Below are 20,258 nucleotides of genomic sequence, written 5' to 3' on the forward strand. Positions count from 1 at the left end.
CCGGCGTCTTGCGGTTTATCTGAACCTGTTCCAGATCCCGCGCACGGTCCGGTCGAGTGCCGGAGCCTTGCGCAGCATGTCTGCCGCGAGGACGCGCAGGTCACGCGACGCACCGAGCGTGCGGTCCGTGGCGAACCGCGCCGCGATCGTACTGCATTCGTGATCAGACAGTATCTCGGCGGGAGAGAGGGGACGGCTTGGATCGTCCGTGAACTTGCTGCCGACATGCAGATGCGGAAGGTGCAACAGGCGCGGGGCCATCATCTTCTCGTTGCCGGCCGTCAGGTAAGGCATATGCATCAGGTTATACTCCTGCGGCAGCACCGCGAGCCGCAGGTCGCTCTTCCAGAGAAGCTCGCGCAGGAGCGGTTGGTCGAATTGCAGCTTCAACGCCTCGAAATCGTCCTGCCAGCGGGCGAGGAACGCGTCGGTCGCGGCCGATTTCCGGACACCGAGTACGCCCGAATTGATCTGCCGGAAGGAGGGTGGGATGCTGGTGTCGCGCACGCTCTGCATGGCGATGGGCGCGCTTCCGTAATGTTCGTGCGCACCGGCGAGGTCGGCATAGTCCAGCAGCGCGAAGATTTCCGACGGATCGGCGAGGGCGATGACGTCGCAATCGAGATAGAGGGTCCGGTCGAACCGGGATCGCCGCAACGCTTCCATCTTAGGGCGCCGCCCGCGCCCCTCGAGGCGATGGACGGTGTCGAAGGTCGTATCCTCGAACGCGCGATCGGCAAAAAGGTCGATCGGTGTGCCCGGCATCACCTGACGCAGGGTCCGGGCGGCCCGGCGCGCGAGCACCACGTACGAGGCACCGCTTGCCGCGAAGACGACACCGCGGGGCTCACTCCTCCCGTTTGATGGCTCACTCCCAGGCATGGCACCTGCAGAACTGTCGATCGCCGAACTTTCCCAATTTTTGCGGCAAGTGCATGTCCGTGCGTCAGATTGCGGGGCCTGACCCGATTCCAAGCGATACGCTCAGGCCGAAAGGCTCGCGGCTTTCTCGAGGTCCAATGGCGGGTTGCCGGGAAACTCGCCGGCATCGCGGCGCCGCCGAAGTTCCGCGATCAACTCGTAATCCCGCGCGAAATGGCGTCGGATCAGGGCCTTCGACGCATCCGAGAAATCGCAGGTCGCGACACGCTTGCCGGGCTGATCGGGCATCCTGTGCGGCATCACGGCGTCCGCACCGAGATCCGCTGTGCGCTTCAGCCATTCTGCGACGCGATCGAGGCCCTCGTCGAAGAAGAAGGGTGTGAGACCCTCGATCCAGAACTCCGATTGCCCGCGGAAATGGTTGTTCCCGCGGTAGGGTTGACGGCGCTGCATGGCAAGCGAGAGGCGCAGCCACGTATCGATGTCGATCGTCCAGCGACGATTCCGCAGGAAGACGGAATAGGTCGGACGTCGTCTGGACTTCGCATAGGCCTCGAACACCCAGTTCGCGGGATTCCAGGTCGGACCCCATTCCTGGGCGTACATCTTGAACTCGCTGCGCATGCGGTCGACCGGGTCGCGCAGGATGAGGAACCCTTCGTCGTAGAAGCTCCTCGGGATGATCCGGGAATAGACGGCCGCGTGAACGTGCTCCACCGTGCATCGTGACCATCCCCAGGTCGGAGCGCCGTCGAGTGCGACGCGTCCGTTGTCGGTGAGGAACTTCGTGACCGAGGACCCCCCGGTCTTCGGCACGTGGACGAAGAGGAAGACCTTCTGGTTTAGCCGCGCGATCGTCATGCTCTGATCCGATTTGCTGGATGGCCACGTCTGTCAGCCGCAAGGCACGTTCGCGGGGCGCTTTCCTTCCTCACGCCAGGCTGTCGTCGATCCCCTTGCAGGCTTCCACGAGGCCCTTCACAGCTTCGACGGAGCTGTTGAACATCTCCTGCTCGTCCTTGGCGAGCTTGATGTTCACCACCTTCTCGATCCCGTTCGCACCGATGATCGTGGGGACGCCGACATACATGCCCTTGAGGCCGAATTCCCCGTCACACCATGCCGCACAGGGCAGGAGGCGACGCTGGTCCTTCAGGTAGGCTTCCGCCATCTCGATCGCGGAGGTCGCGGGGGCGTAGAAGGCGGAACCGGTCTTCAGGAGACCCACGATTTCCGCGCCGCCGTCGCGGGTGCGTTGCACGATCGCGTCGAGCTTTTCCTGCGTGGTCCAGTTCATCTCCACGAGGTCGGGCAGGGGAATGCCGGCCACCGTCGAATATCGCGTGAGCGGAACCATCGTGTCGCCGTGGCCGCCGAGCACGAAGGCGGACACGTCCTTCATCGACACGTTGAACTCGAGGCTCAGGAAATGCCGGAACCGCGCGCTGTCGAGCACGCCCGCCATGCCCACGACCTTCTTGTGCGGCAGTCCGGAGAACTCGCGGAGGGCCCAGACCATCGCGTCGAGCGGGTTGGTGATGCAGATGACGAACGCATCGGGCGCGTTGGCCGCGATCCCCTCTCCCACGGCCTTCATGACCTTGAGATTGATGCCGAGCAGATCATCGCGGCTCATGCCGGGCTTGCGCGGGACGCCCGCGGTGACGATGCACACGTCGGCACCGGCGATGTCGGAATAGGAGTTGGTGCCTTTCAGCGTCGCGTCGAACTTTTCCGACGGGCCGGATTCGGCGATGTCGAGCGCCTTGCCTTGCGGCGTGCCCTCCGCGATGTCGAAGAGGACGACGTCGCCCAGCTCCTTGATTGCCGCGAGATGTGCGAGCGTGCCGCCGATCTGACCAGCCCCGATGAGGGCGATCTTTGCTCTGGCCATTGGACTCTCCGATCGTGATTGGGTCGGGGCGAGGGTTACGGCCTCCACAACGGTGACGCAAGACCGTCGCCCCCTCTAAAAGGAAACGGCCGCCCCTTTCGGGACGGCCGTTCCTCACTCGGATAACAACTGTCGCTCGTCGATCAGTTGCCGGTGTTCTCCGTCGCCTCGTCGGTGGCCTGCTCGGCCTGATCGGCGGCGTCCTCGGCCATGTTCTCGGCCTCGTTCGCGGTTTCCTCGGCCTGCTGAGCCGTGGCATCGGCCGCGTTCTCCATGCTCTGGCCAGCCTGATCCGCGGCGTTCTCCATGTTGTCGCCGGCCTGATCCATCGACTGTGACGCGTCCTGCATCGCCGCGTCGCCCGTACCGGTCGCGGAGCCGTTGTCCATCGTGCCGCCGGCTTCCATCTGCTCGTCGGCCCGCGTGAATTCAGGCGCATTCTCGACAGCATCGGGATTGGCGTTGATGACCAGGTAGTAATCGCTCATGTCGTCCTGGTTGCGCACGATCTGCAGCTCGTCCATCGACACGGCCACGTCGCGCTCGCCGATGCCGAGGAAGCCGCCCACGCCGAGGATCACGACCTCGACGCTGCCGTCGGGGCTGATCACCATGTCGTTGATCTCGCCCAGATCATCCCACTCCGTTTCCGCGCCGGACGCGACGCTCTCGCCGACGTCGGATTCGGTCGCGTAGATCCGCGAGCCGATGAGGTCGGATGCGAAGAACTCGGTCATCGGATCCATCTCGTAGGCTTCGAACGGCCCGCTTGCATCCTGAGCGGACACCATCGATGCGGTGCCCAGTGCGATGATCGCGGCGGAGGTGGTCATAAGACGTTTCATATTTCGAACTCCCTTCGAACCTGTGCGGCGTTGGCCGCGGTATGGACCCTCAAGTCCTGGCCTATCTCTGTGTTCCCACAATTTTTTGTGTGACTAAAAATTCATCGAACAACCTATCCGATATTTCTCGAACCCCATGGGGATCGGCGTTACGCCCCTCGGAAACGGCCCGAGATGCCGGACATCCTGCCGCGTCGCGTCGCCAATCCGGTTGCGGAACAGGCGCAAATCGTGATGTGTGAAACCGATCGTTTCCCATCGAGGACATCCTCATGCCCCCATCGCCCCGGCCACGGCGCTCCGTCCTCTACATTCCCGGCTCGAATGCGCGGGCGCTCGAGAAGGCGCGCGATCTTCCTGCGGATGCAATCATCTTCGATCTCGAGGATGCCGTCGCGGTCGACGGAAAGGTGGATGCGCGACACACGCTCGAGGCGGCGCTCGAACAAGGCGGCTATGGCGAGCGGACGCGGATCGTGCGGATCAACGGCCTCGACACGCCATGGGGCGAGGATGACCTGATCGAGATCGCGGCCACGGGCCCGGACGCCATCCTGTTGCCCAAGGTCAATTCGGCCGCCGATATCGAACGGCTGAACGCGGCGCTGGACGAGACGGGCGGCACCTCCACGACGCGCATCTGGGCGATGATGGAGACGGCGAGCAGCGTGTTCCACGCCGCCGAAATCGTGACCGCCCCGCGGCTCGACGGGCTCGTGATCGGCACCAACGATCTCGCGGCCGAACTCGGTTGCCGGCCCGGTGCCGACCGCGCGCCGCTCATGATGGCGCTTCAGACCTATGTCGCTGCAGCGCGGATGGTTGGCATCGACTGCATCGACGGTGTCTTCAATGCCTTCCGCGACGAGGAGGGCCTGCGTGCCGAATGTCTGCAGGGCCGGATGCTGGGAATGGACGGCAAGACGCTCATCCATCCGAGCCAGATCGCGGTAGCCAACGAAATCTTCGCCCCGAGTGCGGAGGAAGTCGACCGCGCGCGGCGTCAGATCGAGGCGTGGGAGGCGGCGAAGCGGGAGGGTAAGGGCATCGCCGTCCTCGACGGGGAGATCGTCGAGAACCTCCATGTCGCGGCCGCTCAGGCGACGCTCGCCCGCGACCGCGCCGCCAAGGAGGCATCGCGATGATCCTCCTTCTCCTCGGCCTCGCGCTCTGGATCGGGGCGCATGTCTTCAAGCGCGTCGCGCCCGCGGCGCGCGGCGCGATGCAGGACCGTCTCGGCAATGCCTCGAAGGGCCTCTTCGCCGTTCTGCTCGTCCTCTCCGTCGTGCTGATGGTCTGGGGCTATCGCGGTGCACCCTATATCGCGGTGTGGACGCCGCCGGTCTGGACGGTCCATCTCAACAACACGTTGATGTATGTCGCGATCTTCGTCTTCGGGCTCAGCCACTCGAAATCGAGCTTGCGGGCGCGTACGCGCCACCCCCAGCTCTGGGGCTTCTCGATCTGGGCCGTCGCGCATCTTCTCGTCAACGGCGATCTGGCCTCGATTTTGCTCTTCGGTGTCCTGCTGCTCTGGGCCTTCGCAGAGATGGCGCTCATCAACGCGCAGGAGGGGGATTACGTGCCTTACCAGGGTGGAAGCAAGAAGGGCACCGTCCGGCTCGCCCTCATCGCCCTCGTTCTCTATGCGGTCATTACCGCGATCCATGCCTGGCTGGGTGTCTGGCCATTTCCCGGGTGACGACATGATCTACCGATTGCTGACGGGCGACGACACGTCCGCATTCTGCCACAAGGTGAGCGAGGCGCTCTCGAAGGGCTGGACCCTTTACGGCGATCCCTCCTACGCCTTCGATGCGGAGCATGGCGTGATGCGCTGCGCGCAGGCCGTGGTGAAGGAGATCGACGCGCCATACAGCCCCGACATGAAGCTCGGCGCGCAATGACTGGCAAGACCAACCACGGGCGCTTTTTCGAGGATTATGCGCTCGGGCAGGTGATCGTGCATGCCGTGCCGCGGACGCTCGGACAGGGTGAGCGGGCGCTTTACCATGCGCTCTATCCGGCGCGTCACTCGCTTCATTCCTCGGACGAGTTCGCGCGGGCTTCCGGCCTGTCGGCGAGCCCGCTCGACGATCTCGTGGCCTTCCATACGGTCTTCGGGAAAAGCGTGCCGGACATCTCACTTAATGCCGTGGCCAATCTGGGGTATGCGGAGGGGCGCTGGCTGGCTTCGGTCTGGCCGGGCGACACGATCGCCTCGACGTCGGAGGTGATCGGGCTCAAGCAGAATTCGAACGGACGGACCGGCGTGGTCTGGGTCCGCACCACCGGGCGCAACCAGGACGGCATCGACGTGCTGAGCTACGTTCGCTGGGTCATGGTACGCAAGCGCGATCCCGAAGCGCCCGCGCCCGAAACCGTCGTGCCGGACCTGGCGCAGGTCGTCGCGCCGGAGAGTCTCGTCGTTCCGCGTGGCCTCGATTTCACCGGCTACGATTTCGCGCTCGCCGGCGAACCGCACAGGCTTTCCGATTACGCACCCGGCGAGATCATCGACCACGTGGACGGCGTGACGGTGGAGGAAGCCGAGCACATGATGGCCACCCGTTTGTGGCAGAACACCGCCAAGGTGCATTTCGACGCCACGAACCGCGAGGACGGGCGGCGGCTTGTCTATGGCGGACACGTGATCTCGCTCGCCCGGGCGCTTTCGTTCAACGGGCTCGCCAACGCGCAGATGATCGTCGGACTCAACGCCGGTGCGCATGCCAATCCGTGCTTTTCCGGAGATACGGTTCGCGCATGGTCGCAAGTCCTGGACATCGCGAAGACCGGTTCGCCCGGTGTCGGCGCGATCCGCTTGCGGCTGGTCGCGACGAAGGCCGGGAACGGCACCGAACTGCGTGGCGCGGACGGAAAATACCATCCGCATGTCCTTCTCGATCTCGATTACTGGGCACTGATGCCGGTCTGAGCGCTTTGCCGCAGTGTCCCATCCCGCGATTTCGACGCGGGGTGCGTGACTCCCCTGTCAGGATCGCTAACTAGGGTATAACAGATGTTCGACGAAATTGGCATGGTGCCGCGAAGGGAGTCCGCATGGCCGACGTGAACCGGGGAAACAGACCGCTCAGTCCACATCTCACGATCTACCGCCGTGAACTGAACATGGTGACGTCGATCCTGACGCGGATCACGGGCAACGCGCTGGTCGTGGGCGGCCTGCTCGTGACCTGGTGGCTGCTTGCCGCGGCAAGCGGTCCCGACGCCTTCTCCGTCGCGAACGGCGTGCTGACCTCGTGGTTCGGCGATCTGGTCATGACGCTCTCGCTTTGGGCGCTCTGGTACCACACGCTCGCGGGCCTCAGGCATCTCTACTGGGATACCGGCGCGGGCTTCGATCTCGAGCGGGTCACCTTGCTCGGTTGGGGCGTGGTCGGCGGATCGATCCTGCTGACGATCCTGACCCTGCTGTTCGTCTGAGGAGCGACACCATGAGCTACATGACCGACCGCAAGCGGGCCGAAGGCCTTGGATCGGCGAAGTCCGGAACGGAGCATTACTGGGGGATGATCCAGTCCTCCGTCGGGCTTCTGATCCTCGTTCCGCTGTTCGTCTTCACGTTCGGACCGATCCTCGGCTCCTCCTACGAGGAGGTTATCGCCTATTACTCCCGCCCGTTTCCCGCGATCGTCGCCGCGCTGACGATCGTGGTGAGCTGGCTCCATTTCAAGAACGGCGCGCAGACCGCGATCGAGGATTATTCGCGCGGGACGACCCGCAAGCTCCTCATCATCGCGGTGAACTGCATCGCCTATGCCGCTGCCGCAGCGGGGCTTTTCGCCCTCGTCGCGCTGGCGTTCTGAAGCAGAGGAAGAGAACATGGCTGCCTACGAGTACGAGACCCATACCTACGACGCCATCGTGGTCGGCGCGGGCGGATCCGGTCTCCGCGCCACGCTGGGCCTCGCGGAGCAGGGCCTGCGGACAGCCTGCATCACCAAGGTCTTTCCGACCCGCTCGCACACCGTCGCGGCGCAGGGCGGGATCGCCGCCTCGCTCGGCAACATGGGCGAGGACAATTGGCAGTGGCACATGTACGACACCGTGAAGGGGTCGGACTGGCTCGGCGATACCGATGCGATGGAATACCTCGCGCGGGAAGCGCCGAAGGCCGTCTACGAGCTCGAGCATTACGGCGTGCCGTTCTCGCGCACCGAGGATGGGCGCATCTACCAACGTCCGTTCGGTGGACATACCACCCAATTCGGGGAGGGTCCGCCCGTGCAGCGCACCTGTGCGGCCGCCGACCGGACGGGACACGCGATCCTGCACACGCTCTATGGGCAGAGCCTCAAGAACGATGCGGAATTCTACATCGAGTATTTCGCCATCGACCTCGTCATGTCCGAAGACGGGCAGTGTCAGGGTGTCGTCGCCTGGTCGCTCGAGGACGGCACGATGCACGTCTTCAACGCCAAGATGACGGTTCTCGCGACAGGGGGCTACGGACGCGCATATTTCTCGGCCACCTCGGCGCATACCTGCACCGGCGACGGCGGCGGGATGGTGGCGCGGCAGGGTCTTCCGCTGCAGGACATGGAGTTCGTGCAGTTCCACCCCACCGGGATCTACGGCGCCGGGTGTCTCATCACCGAAGGCGCCCGCGGCGAGGGCGGCTACCTCACCAATTCCGAGGGTGAGCGGTTCATGGAGCGCTACGCCCCGACCTACAAGGATCTGGCGTCTCGCGACGTCGTCAGCCGCTGCATGACGATGGAGATCCGGGAGGGCCGCGGCGTCGGCAAGGACGGCGACCATATCCATCTCAACCTCAACCACCTGCCGAAAGAGGCCCTGCACGAACGGTTGCCGGGCATTTCCGAGTCGGCGAAGATCTTCGCCGGCGTCGACGTCACGAAAGAGCCGATCCCGGTCCTGCCGACGGTGCATTACAACATGGGCGGGATCCCCACGAATTACTGGGGCGAGGTGCTTCACCCGACCGCAGAGGACCCTGACCGGATCGTGCCGGGCCTCATGGCCGTCGGCGAGGCGGGCTGCGCGAGCGTCCATGGCGCCAATCGGCTCGGATCGAATTCGCTGATCGACCTCGTGGTCTTCGGGCGTGCGGCGGCGATCAAGGCAGGCGAAGTCGTCGACCGCGGGTCGAATCCGTCGCTGAACCAGGCCTCCGTCGACAAGGCGTTCGACCGGTTCGATGGCTTCCGCCACGCCAAGGGCAACGTGCCGACCGCGGAACTCCGGGCAGAGATGCAGAAGACGATGCAGGAAGACGCAGCCGTTTTCCGCACCGACGAGACCCTCGCCGAAGGTGTCGAGAAGATGTACGGCGTGGCCGCGAAGCTCGATGACATCAGCGTCACCGATCGCAGCCTCGTATGGAACTCCGACCTGATGGAGACGCTGGAGCTCACGAACCTCATGCCGAACGCGCTTGCGACGATCGTGAGCGCGGAGGCACGGAAGGAAAGCCGTGGCGCCCATGCGCAGGAGGATCATCCCGATCGCGACGATGAGAACTGGCGCAAGCACACGCTCGCCTTCGTCAACGGCAAGGTCGATCTGGAATACCGGCCCGTCCACCTCAATCCTTTGATCGGGCATAACGAAGGCGGGATCGATCTCGACAAGATCAAGCCCAAGGCGCGGGTCTACTGATCCCTTGGATTGGGGCGCAGCCATGCATTTCCCGAAGATATCGGTTTTCGTCGCAGGACGGCCCGTGAGGGCGCGGTCCTGCGGCGAAGCCGCCGTTCCGGAGCTGTCGTGATGGGACACCACCCATCCCGCGTGGCCGTATCGGCCCTCGTCTTCGCGGCAATCCTCGGCGGCTGCAGCGCGCCCTCGCCGGCCGAGGTGGAACGGCTCTGCGCTGAACGAGCGCGTGCTGCCGCGGCCCCGAGCGGCGCGGTCGGGGTGGAACTCGGTTCGGGAGGCTCGTCGCACGTTGGGATCGGCCTTTCCGTCAGTCACGATTATATCGTCGGACGCGATCCGGACGACGTCTATCGCTCTTGCATGGCGCGGAGCACTGCCGGGGCGGAGGTGATCGAATGAAAATACGAGCCGCTATCGTGCTGGGATTGGGCTTGATCGCCTCGTGTTCGCCGAACGATCGCGAAGTGGTGACGCGCGATGCGGCGCGCAGTCTCGTTGCACGCGTCGTTGTAAAACAATATCCCGCTTTCCCCGTAGAGCCAGCGACCGATTGTATCCTGGCAAATGCCAGCGCGCCGGAAATCCGGTCATTGGCTTCCAATACGGTGATCGGTCCCACCGCTGCGACGATTCAAACCGTTTCCGTCATTGCGGAAAGGGTCGAAACGATGAGATGTCTCGCCGCGCGAGATCTTCCGGCCCTGCGTTAGGGTCATGCCGAAATGAGGACGCCATGGTTCAGTTGACCCTCCCCAAAAACAGCCGAATTCGCACGGGAAAGACGTGGCCGAAGCCCGAAGGGGCGAACAATCTCAAGAAATTCGACATCTATCGCTGGAATCCCGACGACGGCGAGAACCCGCGTGTCGACACGTATTTCGTCGATCTCGATTCCTGCGGTCCGATGATGTTGGACGCGCTTATCAAGATCAAGAACGAGATCGATCCGACATTGACGTTCCGCCGGTCCTGCCGGGAAGGGATCTGCGGTTCGTGCGCAATGAATATCGGTGGGATCAATACCCTCGCCTGTATCTACGGGATCGACGAGGTTTCGGGCGATGTGAAGATCTACCCGCTCCCGCATATGCCCGTCGTGAAGGATCTTATTCCCGATCTCACCCACTTCTATGCACAGCATGCGTCCGTCATGCCCTGGCTCGAAACCAAGACGCAGCGCCCGCAGAAGGAATGGAAGCAGTCGACGGATGACCGGAAGAAACTTGACGGGCTTTATGAATGCGTGATGTGTGCCTGTTGCTCTACATCCTGCCCGTCCTATTGGTGGAATGGCGACAAGTATCTGGGCCCTGCCGCCCTCCTGCATGCATATCGCTGGATCATCGATAGCCGTGATGAAGCAACGGGCGAGCGTCTCGATGATCTCGAGGATCCGTTCAAGCTCTATCGCTGCCACACGATCATGAATTGCGCCCGTACCTGTCCGAAAGGGCTCAATCCGGCGGAAGCGATCATGGAAATAAAGAAGCTCATGGTCGAGCGGGCGGTCTGAAGACCACGTCGCGAAATGGCCCGCAGAGTGCGGGCCAAATCGAAGCTTCGATCGCGGTGGCCGGTTTGCCTCCGCGATCTCACATCGTCAAATCGCGAATTCCTTAAGCGAACGACCCTCCGAAAGGGCATCCTTGATCCATCCCGGCTGACGGCCGCGTCCCGTCCACGTCATTCTCGGATCGGTAGGGTTTCTGTATTTCGGAGAGGATTTCCGGCTCTTCTTCTGCTGACCGAGAATTTCGTCCAGGGAATAGCCGTGATCCCGAGCAACCTTTTCCGCCGCTGCACGCGCTTCTGCTTTTCGCCGCGCGTCGAGCGAGGAAAGAGCTTCCTCGATTTCAGCTTTCAAGCTTTCCAATTCCTCCCGAGACATTTTGCTCAGATCCCGTGCCATTCGATACTCCGCAATGTGAATTATTTCGAATTGCACCTTGCGTGATCGAATAGCAAGTAGAATTGGCAATCTTTAATGAATTTGCGCCAAATGTATCAGTGACAGAACGCAATTACCGGTTCGACCTTATCATTCGGCCGCCAAAGAGTGTGGATCGGCGAGCGCAACGATATCGAACATGATCCGGTTCATCGCAAAATCTTTTGGCGTGTAAATACGGGAAACACCGATAGAACGCAGGCGATCCGCATCGTCATCGGGAATGATCCCACCGACGACGACCGGCAATTCACCATGCCCGGCATTTCTTAACCCTTCCATTATTTCGGATATGAGCGGAAGGTGACTTCCCGAGAGGATCGATAATCCCAAAACGTGCGGTTCCTCCTGACCGACGCGCGCGACGATTTCGGCAGGGGTCAACCTGATGCCGTCATAAACGATCGCCATACCGCAATCGCGTGCTCTCGCGGCGATCTGTTCGGCGCCGTTCGAATGTCCGTCGAGGCCCGGCTTTCCCATCATGAAGCTTAGACGACGGCCGAGCCGGCTCGAGGCAGCGTCGACGAGTTCGCGGATCTCGTCGAGATCCTGTACCCGGTTCGACGGTGCCGGACTCACACCCGTGGGCCCCCGATACTGGCCGAACGCCTGTCGCAGGATATCGCCCCATTCGCCCGTCGTCGCCCCCGCCTTCGCCGCCGCGATTGACGCTGGCATGATATTCGCGCCTGTCGCCGCCGCGTCTCGCAATGCCCTCAGCGCGCTTTCGAGAGCGTCCTGATCGCGTTCAGTGCGCCATTGCTGCAGCCGGGCAATCTGGTCGGTTTCGGCATGGGGATCGGCAAGAAGGATGGCGTCGGGTCCGGTGGTGAGCGGTGAGGGTTCTCCCTCCACGTAGCGATTGACGCCCACCACGGTCGTTTCGCCACTCTCGATCGCGGCGATCCGTGCGGCGTTGCTCTCGACGAGACGCGTCTTCATGTGCTCGATCGCACCGACGGCGCCCCCCATCGCCTCTATCTGCGCAAGCTCTGCCCAAGCCGCCGCCTTCAATTCGGCGACCTTGCGTTCGATTGCCGGATTGCCGTCGAAGAGATCGTCGTACTCGAGAAGATCTGTCTCGTAGGCCATGATCTGCTGCATCCGGAGCGACCATTGCTGGTCCCAGGGCCGGGGCAGACCGAGTGCCTCGTTCCAGGCGGGAAGCTGTACTGCCCGTGCCCGCGCGCGCTTGGAGAGCGTCACGGCGAGCATCTCGATCAGGATGCGGTGGACGTTGTTCTCCGGCTGCTGCTCCGTCAGTCCCAGGGAGTTCACCTGCACCCCGTAGCGGAATCTCCGGAATCGCTCCTCCTCGACACCGTAACGCTCGCGGCAGATCTCGTCCCACAGATCGGTGAAGGCGCGCATCTTGCACAATTCGGCCACGAAACGGATGCCGGCATTCACGAAGAAACTGATCCGGCCGACCATGTCGGGGAAATCCGCGGGATCGACCCGCCCGCGCAGATCGTCGAGGACCGCGATCGCGGTCGCGAGGGCGTAGGCGAGTTCCTGTTCCGGTGTCGCGCCGGCTTCCTGCAGATGGTAAGAGCAGACGTTCATCGGGTTCCAGCGCGGAAGATGCTGGCGCGTGTAGGTCGCGACATCCGTGATCATCCGCAGCGACGGTTCGGGAGGACAGATATAGGTCCCCCGGCTCAGATACTCCTTGACGATGTCGTTCTGCACGGTGCCCTGTAGCCGCGCGATGTCTGCACCCTGTTCGTCCGCAACCGCGATGTAGAGCGCGAGGAGCCACGGCGCCGTGGCATTGATCGTCATCGACGTATTCATCTGCTCGAGCGGGATGTCCTGGAAGAGCATCCTCATGTCACCGAGATGGGAAATCGGTACGCCGACCTTGCCTACCTCGCCGCGCGCGAGAACATGATCGCTGTCGTACCCCGTCTGCGTCGGCAGATCGAAGGCGACGGAGAGTCCCGTCTGCCCTTTCGCGAGGTTGCCACGGTAAAGCATGTTCGAGGCCCGGGCCGTCGAATGGCCGGCATAGGTGCGAAAGAGCCAAGGCTGATCCCGACGAACCTTATCCAAGGGGCAATCCTCATTTAATTGCGAATAATGACCGGATACACGCAACAAAATTTCGTGTCCAGTCCAAGTTTCAGGCGGTGGTGTCGTCGAAATACACTACGAATACGAGAAGGGCGCGATCCGGTCGCAGTGTGGCGCGGATTGCGTAAACGAATATTAACGCTACAAAATTTCGTCAACGAGGCCCGGTCGACCGGTCGCGGGTTGCAACCGTCCCGGGAATGCTGAAAGGCTGCGTTCGAGTTCGTGGCGGCGCTGCCCAATTTCTGCGCGCCGCGCGAAACTACGGCACGCAGGATGCGTGACTGCACCTACGGGTTACAGCCAGGGAGAGCACATTGGCACATCTCGGTACGAACTATGAGTCCTTCGAAACGCTGCTCGAGGACGACGGCGGAGACTGGACCGTCGATGCAGTATATTCGGCGGACTTTACCGCGCTGAACGATTCCGGGGTGGAGGGCAGCGCGATCCTCGCGCTGACGACCGAGGCGGATGGAAGCCGTCGCCTCGCCGTATCGATCTTCGCCGACGGGCTGGCGCCGAACCGTGTGCATGTCCAGCATATCCATGGGACGTTCGACGGGCAGGGCAACCCGACCGATGCCACGACCCCGTTACCATCGGCCGATACCGACGGCGACGGGTTCGTCGAGCTTGCGGAGGGTGCGCGTTCCTATGGCGGGATTCTTCTCCCTCTGACCTTCCCGGCCGGAGCGATGCCGACCGCGAACCTGAACGGCACGGTCGAATTCGTTCAGAACTACGATATTTCCGAAGATCTCGATGACCTGACCCCGCTCGAATTCCGGGAAGTGGTCCTGCATGGCCTTTTCGTCGGCGGAAATGCCGGTGCCGGTACTGGCGGGGAGGTGAACGGACAGACGGGTTACAAGCCGACCCTGCCCGTCGCCGCCGGCGAGATTGTGGAGATCGACGTCGACGAGGCGCTCGACCTGCTCGAGGATCACGAGGACGGCGCTTCGCAGCGCTTCATCTTCGGGGACGGTCGGCAGGTATTCTTCGCGGCTCTGGGGGACGACTACGTCTTCGGGGGTGACGGCGATGACCGACTGAACGGCGGTCCGGGCGAAGACACGGTCTACGGCGGCAATGGCGACGATTACGTCGGTGGTGGCATCGGGGATGACACCGTCGGTGGCGGAAACGGCAACGACGGCGTCGGCGGCGGGACCGGCGACGATTTCCTGCGTGGCGGCAACGGGAACGACCGCCTCTTCGGCAGCTTCGGAGAGGATACGATGAATGGCGAGGCCGGGGCCGATACGCTCTTCGGCGGCGCGGCGGAGGACATTCTCTACGGCGATTACGGCAACGACCTACTGCGCAACGGCACGGGCGACGCGGCGGATCCCGACAACGACGCGAATAACGGCGCCTCCGGCAGCCTGCCCCTCGACGAATACGACAACGCCTATGCCGGTGGCTGGGGGAACGACACAATCTTCGGCGGGCCGGGCAGCGACATCATCACCGGGGATGACGATAGCCGCGTGACCGCGGAAGTCGGTTCCAACTTCAACGCGCAGGCGGATGGGTCCGACGTGATCTACGGCGGCGACGGCAACGACGAGATCCATACCGGAAGCTGGGCCGACTCCGATCAGGGCTTCGCGAACCAGCATACCGGCACGAGCGACGATGAAGCCTATGGTGGCGCCGGGAACGACATCATCCGTGGCGCTGGCGGTGACGACGCGCTCTACGGCGATGCCGGTTCCGACGATATCGCGGGTGCGGCCGGCGATGATTCGGTCTTCGGCGGCAGTGGGGCCGACGTGCTCTACGGCAATGGTGGCAACGACCGGATGGGCGGCGGAGGCGGCGCCGACGAGGTCTTCGGCAATGCCGGGCGCGACACGATCTATGGCGGCAGCGGCAACGACACGATCGGTGGCGGTACCGGCAACGACCAGCTCTACGGCAGCGGCGGCAACGACACGATCTACGGTGGCGGCGGCGGCGACAACCTCTTCGGCGGTGCGGGCGACGATTTCCTGTTCGGCGGAGCTGGAAGCGACTTCTTCTTCCATACCGGTGCCGCGTCCGATGGAACCGATATCATCGCCGACTACGATCCCAATGGGACGAACGAGCTGCTGTTCCTGTCCGGGCGGGCAATCGCGCAGGATGATTTCACGGTCAACTTCGTTTCGCAGAGGGGCGATGCATCGATACGTGATGCCCTTGTCACCTACAACGAGACGGGCGTGGTGGTCTGGAACGTTGTCGATGCGGAAGCTAACGACAATCTGCTCGTTTTCGGGAGCGGGAATGGCCAGATCGTCGATCTCTTCGACGTGTAAGCCGGGCACACGATGCTGACAGGGGCGCTTCGGCGCCCCTTCATGTTTTTGAAGCACCGGCCGATATGGATTGTGGCGGCGCCATTTGTCATTGTCGGCGCACATGTTTGGCACCGTTGAAATCCCCGTCTGGCTCTTTGTCCTGATCCTGCTCTTCGCGGCGGTCACCGCGGCGAGTCACCTCTTCATCCCCCCGGTCCGGTGGTTCCTTCGGCGACGCATGGAACGGGCCGTCGCTCGTCTCAACGAACGCCTCGAAAGGCCCATCCAGCCATTCAAGCTCGCCCGGCGGCACGACATGATCCTGCGGCTGATCTACGATCCCGCGGTGATCGAGGCGGTGTCCGAGCATGCGAGCGCCACCGGCATGCGCGAGGACGTCGCGTTCTCCGAGGCCAAGCGTTACGCGCGTGAGATCGTCCCGTCGTTCAGTGCGACGGCCTATTTCGGTTTTGCCACGCGAGCGGCGCGGTGGGTCAGCACGCAGCTCTACGACGTCCGCCTGACCGGAGGCGGCGAGGATCTGGCGCGGATACCGCACGACGCGACCGTCGTCTTCGTCATGAACCACCGCTCGAACATGGATTACGTGCTCGTCACCTATCTGGCCGCCGACCGGTCCGCGCTTGCCTACGCGGTCGGGGAATGGGCGCGGGTACGCCCCGTGAGTTGGCTGCTGCGTGCGATGGGAGCCTATTTTATCCGCCGCCGGTCCCGCAATCCGCTATACCGCAGGGTCCTTGCGCGGTACGTCCAACTCGCCGTGGCGGGCGGCGTGACCCAGGCAATATTTCCCGAAGGCAGGCTCAGCGTGGATGGCAGTGTCGGCGCGGCGAAGCTCGGGCTGCTGTCATACATCGCCGAAGGCGGCAGGAAAGGGGACCGTCCGGTTGTCTTCGTCCCGGTCGCACTCAGCTACGACAAGGTGATCGAGGACCGGATCCTGATCGAGGCGGCGCAATCGGGCGAACGACGCTACAAGGGGTCCTTCGCGACCGGAACTGCCTTCGTGTTGCGCTGGCTCTGGCGCCGTCTGACCGGCCAGGCCCGAAGCTTCGGCATCGCCGGCGTCGCGTTCGGCACACCGGTACCGCTCTCCGATTTCCCGCTTCGCAACGATGCCGATATCGCCCGCTTGGGGCAGCACCTCATGGCTGCGATCCGGCGCCGCGTTCCGCTCCTCCCCGTGCCGATGCTGTCGGAAGCGCTGCTCTCGGGTGCGACGACACGGCAGGAGGCGGAAGCCTGCTTCCACTCGCGCCGCGAAGCCCTCTCCGGTGCGGGACACGACGTGCTGCTCGTCGCCGACGATCCCGGTCGTACGATCGATGCGGCGCTCGACATGCTGGCCTTGCGACGGATGATCTCCGTCTCTCCGGCCGGACGGATAAGCGTCCGCGACAATGCCCGACCGCTTCTGGAGTTCTATGCCGAGAGCGTCACGACGGCGTTGAACGAGCTCGATAACCCGGCCTCCAGACGCGACAGAAATATAATTACCGAGAAAGGCGCCTGAAGGTTGCGATCTTTCGTATTTGACCCTACCCACGGGGTGTAGAATTGTCGCCGCGTTGCGGCATCGTCGATGGAGAGGGCTGGAATGCAAACCGAGACAACGCAAACCCGTGCGAAGGCGAAATCCCTGTATGCGGTGGGTGAAATGCCGCCTCTCGGACATGTGCCCGATCATATGCACGCTTGGGCGATTCGCCGCGAGCGGCATGGCGAGCCCGAGCAATCCTTCCTGCTGGAAGTCGTGCCGACGCCCCGCCCGGACGGGCACGAGGTGCTCGTCATGGTGATGGCAGCCGGCGTCAATTACAACGGCGTCTGGGCGGGACTCGGCGTTCCGATTTCACCCTTCGACGTCCACGGGGCCGAATACCACATCGCGGGGTCGGACGCCTCCGGCATCGTCTGGGCTGTCGGCGACAAGGTTACCCGTTGGAAGGTCGGCGACGAGGTCGTGATCCACTGCAATCAGGATGATGGCGACGACGAGGAATGCAATGGCGGCGACCCGATGTTCTCGCCATCGCAGCGTATCTGGGGATACGAGACGCCCGACGGATCATTCGCTCAGTTCACCTGCGTTCAGGCGCAGCAGCTCATGCCGCGACCGAAGCACCTGACCTGGGAAGAATCCGCCTGTTACACCCTAACGCTCGCGACAGCCTACAGGATGCTCTTCGGACATCACCCTCATGAGTTGAAGCCAGGCCAGAACGTCCTTGTCTGGGGTGCGTCGGGAGGGCTGGGGTCCTACGCGATCCAGCTTATCAATACAGCCGGTGCGAACGCGATCGGCGTGATCAGCGAGGAGGACAAGCGCGATTTCGTTCTCGGGCTTGGCGCCAAGGGCGTCATCAATCGCAAGGATTTCGATTGCTGGGGACAGCTTCCAACGGTCAACTCGGACGCCTACAAGACTTGGTTCGCGGAAGTGCGGAAGTTCGGCAAGGCGATCTGGGACATCACCGGCAAGGGCGTGAATGTCGACATGGTGTTCGAGCATCCGGGCGAATCGACCTTTCCCGTCTCGACCTTCGTGTGCAAGCGGGGCGGGATGGTCGTGATCTGTGCCGGCACGACCGGCTACAACCTGACGATGGATGCGCGCTATGTCTGGATGAACCAGAAGCGTGTCCAAGGCAGCCATTTCGCGCATTTGAAGCAGGCCGCCGCGGCCAACAAGCTGATGATCGAGCGTCGCCTCGACCCCTGCATGTCCGAAGTGTTCGAGTTCTCGGACATTCCCTTCGCCCACGCAAAAATGCGGCGCAACGAGCACAAGCCCGGCAACATGGCGGTTCTCGTCCAGACGCCGCGTACCGGCCTGCGGACCTTCGAGGATGCACAGGAACTGTCCGTCTCCGCCGGCTAAACTTCCGGGTGAGCCACGTTTGATGACTACCCAAAAATGGCGAGTTGCTGAATGGTGGTCATAAACGATTAATAGTTCTCGTCAGAGGCGATTAAATAATTGCCTCGCCCTCTCAAGGAGAACTAGAATGGCGCATGACTGGTTCCTCGACGTCCTGGACGACCTCAGAACGTTTGCGGTGAAGAACGGTCTTCATGCAGTTTCGGCTCAACTGGAAGAGGTGCATCGCGTGGCGGAAGCAGAAATCGCCTTCATCGAAGGCGGTGCGTCCACCGATCAGTTCTGTATAGATGAAGCAACAGGTACTCGAAGGATTCATTGAGCGTATCGACGGTGCCTCCAGCCTCGGTGATCTGGAGCGCGAGGTTTCCGAGATCCGCGACCGCCTGAGTGCCCAGCATGTCCTTTATCACTGGATCAACTCTGAGGGGAGGGTGTTCGGCGCCGGGACGTACGACCCGGCGTGGCGCGTCCATTACCTCGACGAGCGATACATGCGGATCGACCCGGTGGTGCAGGGCGCGCGGAAGCGCTTTCATCCCCTCAACTGGCGAAATCTCGACTGGTCGTCGAAGGATGTTCGTGACTTCAGGGCGGATGCGCAGGATGCCGGGATCGGCCCGCAGGGGCTGACGATCCCGATCCGCGGTCCGGGCGGGCAGATGGCCCATCTCACGGCAACGATGGGATGCAGCGACGCGGAATTCGCGTCCTTCAACGAAGCGAACGGCCGCTACCTCATCCTGCTCGGCCACTTTTTCAACCAGAAGGCGCTCGAACTCAGCGAAATAAGGAACGACGATAAGGACGTCGCTCTTTCCCCCAGGGAGGTCGACGCGCTGACCTTCCTGGCACTGGGCTACACGCGAAGTCAGGCCGCGGATACGCTGTCGATTTCCGAGCATACTTTGCGCGTCTACATCGAGAGCGCTCGCCACAAGCTTAGCGCAATGAACACGACCCATGCCGTCGCCAAGGCGCTCAACCTCGGTCTCCTGGTGATCTGATCGCCTGCGCAACGCGCGCTGGTCTCAACTCCCGTTAAGCATGTCCCCGTCAGATGCATTGCGTAGATGCATTCTAGAGGAGCTTAACGATGATCCGCTATCTTTATGCCGACGAACTTGGTCAACATCCGCTGCTGAGCGCGACCATGTTCCGGGATCGCGCGACGCAATTCCGCGACCGGCTGAACTGGGACGTGACGGTGGATGCCGACGGGTTCGAGCGGGATCAGTACGACGAGCTCGGACCGCTCTACGTGATCTGGGAGCGTCCGGACGGTACCCATGGCGGCTCCATGCGGTTCCTGCCGACTACGGGGCGGACCATGGTCAACGAACATTTCCTGTCGCTGACCGATGGCGCCCGGATCCAGAGCCCGATCATCTGGGAATGCACCCGGTTCTGCCTCGCCCCCGGCGCCGGCTCCGCGACCTCGGCGGCACTGATGCTGGCGGGAGGCGAAATCCTTCGAGGCTTTCAGTTGATGAACTTCGTGGGCGTCTTCGATGCCCGCATGATCCGGGTCTACAAGATGCTGGGCGGCGAGCCCGAGATACTGGGCATGTCCGGAACGGGCCCCGATGCGATCGGCGTCGGGCTATGGTCTTTCACAGAAACGGCCGAGACGCGCCTCCTGCGCCGCGCGGGTCTCACCGCGGCACAATCACGGGCCTGGTTCACGGCCGCTTTCGAGACGGATCATCAGCCCGCGCTCGTCGCCGCGATGTGATCTCACTGGGCATGCGCGGCCACGGCGGCTAGAACCCTG

Annotated in this window: 22 protein-coding genes; 16 read left to right on the forward strand and 6 right to left on the reverse strand. The window is 62.9% G+C overall.

Annotation, left to right across the window (positions count from 1 at the left end; translation table 11 throughout):
* Nucleotides 1–15: 15 nt before the first annotated feature.
* From LX81_RS04815 to LX81_RS04830, 4 genes are all read right to left on the reverse strand, one after another.
* Nucleotides 16–807 carry a putative nucleotide-diphospho-sugar transferase gene (locus LX81_RS04815; protein ID WP_170133848.1) on the reverse strand — a complete coding sequence of 264 codons (792 nt, stop codon included), beginning with the start codon at nucleotides 805–807 and terminating at the stop codon, nucleotides 16–18.
* 177 nt (nucleotides 808–984) lie between these two features.
* Entirely contained in the window at nucleotides 985–1,743 is a 759-nt protein-coding gene (locus LX81_RS04820) for a sulfotransferase family 2 domain-containing protein (protein ID WP_111536161.1), read from the reverse strand.
* A gap of 70 nt (nucleotides 1,744–1,813) precedes the next feature.
* On the reverse strand, nucleotides 1,814–2,776 hold the full coding sequence (mdh, locus tag LX81_RS04825) for a malate dehydrogenase (RefSeq protein ID WP_111536162.1): 963 nt from the start codon (nucleotides 2,774–2,776) through the stop codon (nucleotides 1,814–1,816).
* 143 nt (nucleotides 2,777–2,919) lie between these two features.
* Complete coding sequence (locus LX81_RS04830) at nucleotides 2,920–3,621, reverse strand: PRC-barrel domain-containing protein (RefSeq protein ID WP_111536163.1); 702 nt, start codon at nucleotides 3,619–3,621, stop codon at nucleotides 2,920–2,922.
* A 272-nt stretch (nucleotides 3,622–3,893) separates the two neighbouring features.
* Here LX81_RS04830 and LX81_RS04835 point away from each other — a divergent pair, with 272 nt between their 5' ends.
* From LX81_RS04835 to LX81_RS04880, 10 genes are all read left to right on the forward strand, one after another.
* Nucleotides 3,894–4,766, forward strand: coding sequence for an HpcH/HpaI aldolase/citrate lyase family protein (locus LX81_RS04835; protein ID WP_111536164.1), 873 nt, complete (start codon nucleotides 3,894–3,896; stop codon nucleotides 4,764–4,766).
* A complete protein-coding gene (locus LX81_RS04840; RefSeq protein WP_111536165.1) occupies nucleotides 4,763–5,323 on the forward strand; it encodes an NnrU family protein in 561 nt (186 codons plus the stop codon). The genes LX81_RS04835 and LX81_RS04840 overlap by 4 nt, the downstream gene beginning before the upstream one ends.
* Nucleotides 5,324–5,327: 4 nt before the next feature.
* Entirely contained in the window at nucleotides 5,328–5,528 is a 201-nt protein-coding gene (locus tag LX81_RS04845; protein ID WP_111536166.1) for a DUF1737 domain-containing protein, read from the forward strand.
* A complete protein-coding gene (locus tag LX81_RS04850; protein ID WP_111536167.1) occupies nucleotides 5,525–6,559 on the forward strand; it encodes a MaoC family dehydratase in 1,035 nt (344 codons plus the stop codon). The genes LX81_RS04845 and LX81_RS04850 overlap by 4 nt, the downstream gene beginning before the upstream one ends.
* A gap of 125 nt (nucleotides 6,560–6,684) precedes the next feature.
* Nucleotides 6,685–7,068: a succinate dehydrogenase, cytochrome b556 subunit gene (sdhC, locus tag LX81_RS04855; RefSeq protein ID WP_111536168.1), complete on the forward strand. Its 384-nt coding sequence runs from the start codon at nucleotides 6,685–6,687 to the stop codon at nucleotides 7,066–7,068.
* Nucleotides 7,069–7,079: 11 nt separating this feature from the next.
* The gene (locus LX81_RS04860; RefSeq protein WP_111536169.1) at nucleotides 7,080–7,451 is read left to right on the forward strand and encodes a succinate dehydrogenase, hydrophobic membrane anchor protein; all 372 of its coding nucleotides are present in this window, start codon (nucleotides 7,080–7,082) and stop codon (nucleotides 7,449–7,451) included.
* A gap of 16 nt (nucleotides 7,452–7,467) precedes the next feature.
* Nucleotides 7,468–9,267 carry a succinate dehydrogenase flavoprotein subunit gene (sdhA, locus tag LX81_RS04865; RefSeq protein ID WP_111536170.1) on the forward strand — a complete coding sequence of 600 codons (1,800 nt, stop codon included), beginning with the start codon at nucleotides 7,468–7,470 and terminating at the stop codon, nucleotides 9,265–9,267.
* 111 nt (nucleotides 9,268–9,378) lie between these two features.
* Complete coding sequence (locus LX81_RS04870) at nucleotides 9,379–9,666, forward strand: hypothetical protein (RefSeq protein ID WP_234822492.1); 288 nt, start codon at nucleotides 9,379–9,381, stop codon at nucleotides 9,664–9,666.
* Nucleotides 9,663–9,977, forward strand: coding sequence for a hypothetical protein (locus tag LX81_RS04875; protein WP_111536171.1), 315 nt, complete (start codon nucleotides 9,663–9,665; stop codon nucleotides 9,975–9,977). Before LX81_RS04870 ends, LX81_RS04875 begins: the two co-directional genes overlap by 4 nt.
* 23 nt (nucleotides 9,978–10,000) lie before the next feature.
* The gene (locus LX81_RS04880) at nucleotides 10,001–10,780 is read left to right on the forward strand and encodes a succinate dehydrogenase iron-sulfur subunit (protein WP_111536172.1); all 780 of its coding nucleotides are present in this window, start codon (nucleotides 10,001–10,003) and stop codon (nucleotides 10,778–10,780) included.
* Between the two features lie 87 nt (nucleotides 10,781–10,867).
* Here the strand turns inward: LX81_RS04880 and LX81_RS04885 are convergent, their stop codons facing one another.
* Nucleotides 10,868–11,176, reverse strand: a complete 309-nt coding sequence (locus tag LX81_RS04885; RefSeq protein ID WP_111536173.1) for an H-NS histone family protein — start codon at nucleotides 11,174–11,176, stop codon at nucleotides 10,868–10,870.
* A 129-nt stretch (nucleotides 11,177–11,305) separates the two neighbouring features.
* A complete protein-coding gene (locus LX81_RS04890; protein ID WP_111536174.1) occupies nucleotides 11,306–13,273 on the reverse strand; it encodes a methylmalonyl-CoA mutase family protein in 1,968 nt (655 codons plus the stop codon).
* Between the two features lie 338 nt (nucleotides 13,274–13,611).
* Here LX81_RS04890 and LX81_RS04895 point away from each other — a divergent pair, with 338 nt between their 5' ends.
* The 6 genes from LX81_RS04895 to LX81_RS04920 all read left to right on the forward strand — a co-directional run bounded on the left by LX81_RS04895 (nucleotide 13,612) and on the right by LX81_RS04920 (nucleotide 20,219).
* On the forward strand, nucleotides 13,612–15,600 hold the full coding sequence (locus LX81_RS04895; RefSeq protein ID WP_111536175.1) for a calcium-binding protein: 1,989 nt from the start codon (nucleotides 13,612–13,614) through the stop codon (nucleotides 15,598–15,600).
* A gap of 103 nt (nucleotides 15,601–15,703) precedes the next feature.
* On the forward strand, nucleotides 15,704–17,116 hold the full coding sequence (locus LX81_RS04900; RefSeq protein WP_111536176.1) for a 1-acyl-sn-glycerol-3-phosphate acyltransferase: 1,413 nt from the start codon (nucleotides 15,704–15,706) through the stop codon (nucleotides 17,114–17,116).
* 84 nt (nucleotides 17,117–17,200) lie between these two features.
* Nucleotides 17,201–18,484, forward strand: a complete 1,284-nt coding sequence (gene ccrA / locus LX81_RS04905) for a crotonyl-CoA carboxylase/reductase (protein ID WP_111536177.1) — start codon at nucleotides 17,201–17,203, stop codon at nucleotides 18,482–18,484.
* A gap of 127 nt (nucleotides 18,485–18,611) precedes the next feature.
* On the forward strand, nucleotides 18,612–18,806 hold the full coding sequence (locus LX81_RS04910; RefSeq protein WP_111536178.1) for a hypothetical protein: 195 nt from the start codon (nucleotides 18,612–18,614) through the stop codon (nucleotides 18,804–18,806).
* On the forward strand, nucleotides 18,775–19,491 hold the full coding sequence (locus LX81_RS04915; RefSeq protein WP_111536179.1) for a helix-turn-helix transcriptional regulator: 717 nt from the start codon (nucleotides 18,775–18,777) through the stop codon (nucleotides 19,489–19,491). The genes LX81_RS04910 and LX81_RS04915 overlap by 32 nt, the downstream gene beginning before the upstream one ends.
* A gap of 89 nt (nucleotides 19,492–19,580) precedes the next feature.
* A complete protein-coding gene (locus LX81_RS04920) occupies nucleotides 19,581–20,219 on the forward strand; it encodes an acyl-homoserine-lactone synthase (RefSeq protein WP_111536180.1) in 639 nt (212 codons plus the stop codon).
* Nucleotides 20,220–20,258 lie beyond the last annotated feature (39 nt).

Source organism: Palleronia aestuarii, assembly GCF_003253995.1.
Taxonomy (GTDB): Bacteria; Pseudomonadota; Alphaproteobacteria; order Rhodobacterales; family Rhodobacteraceae; genus Palleronia; species Palleronia aestuarii.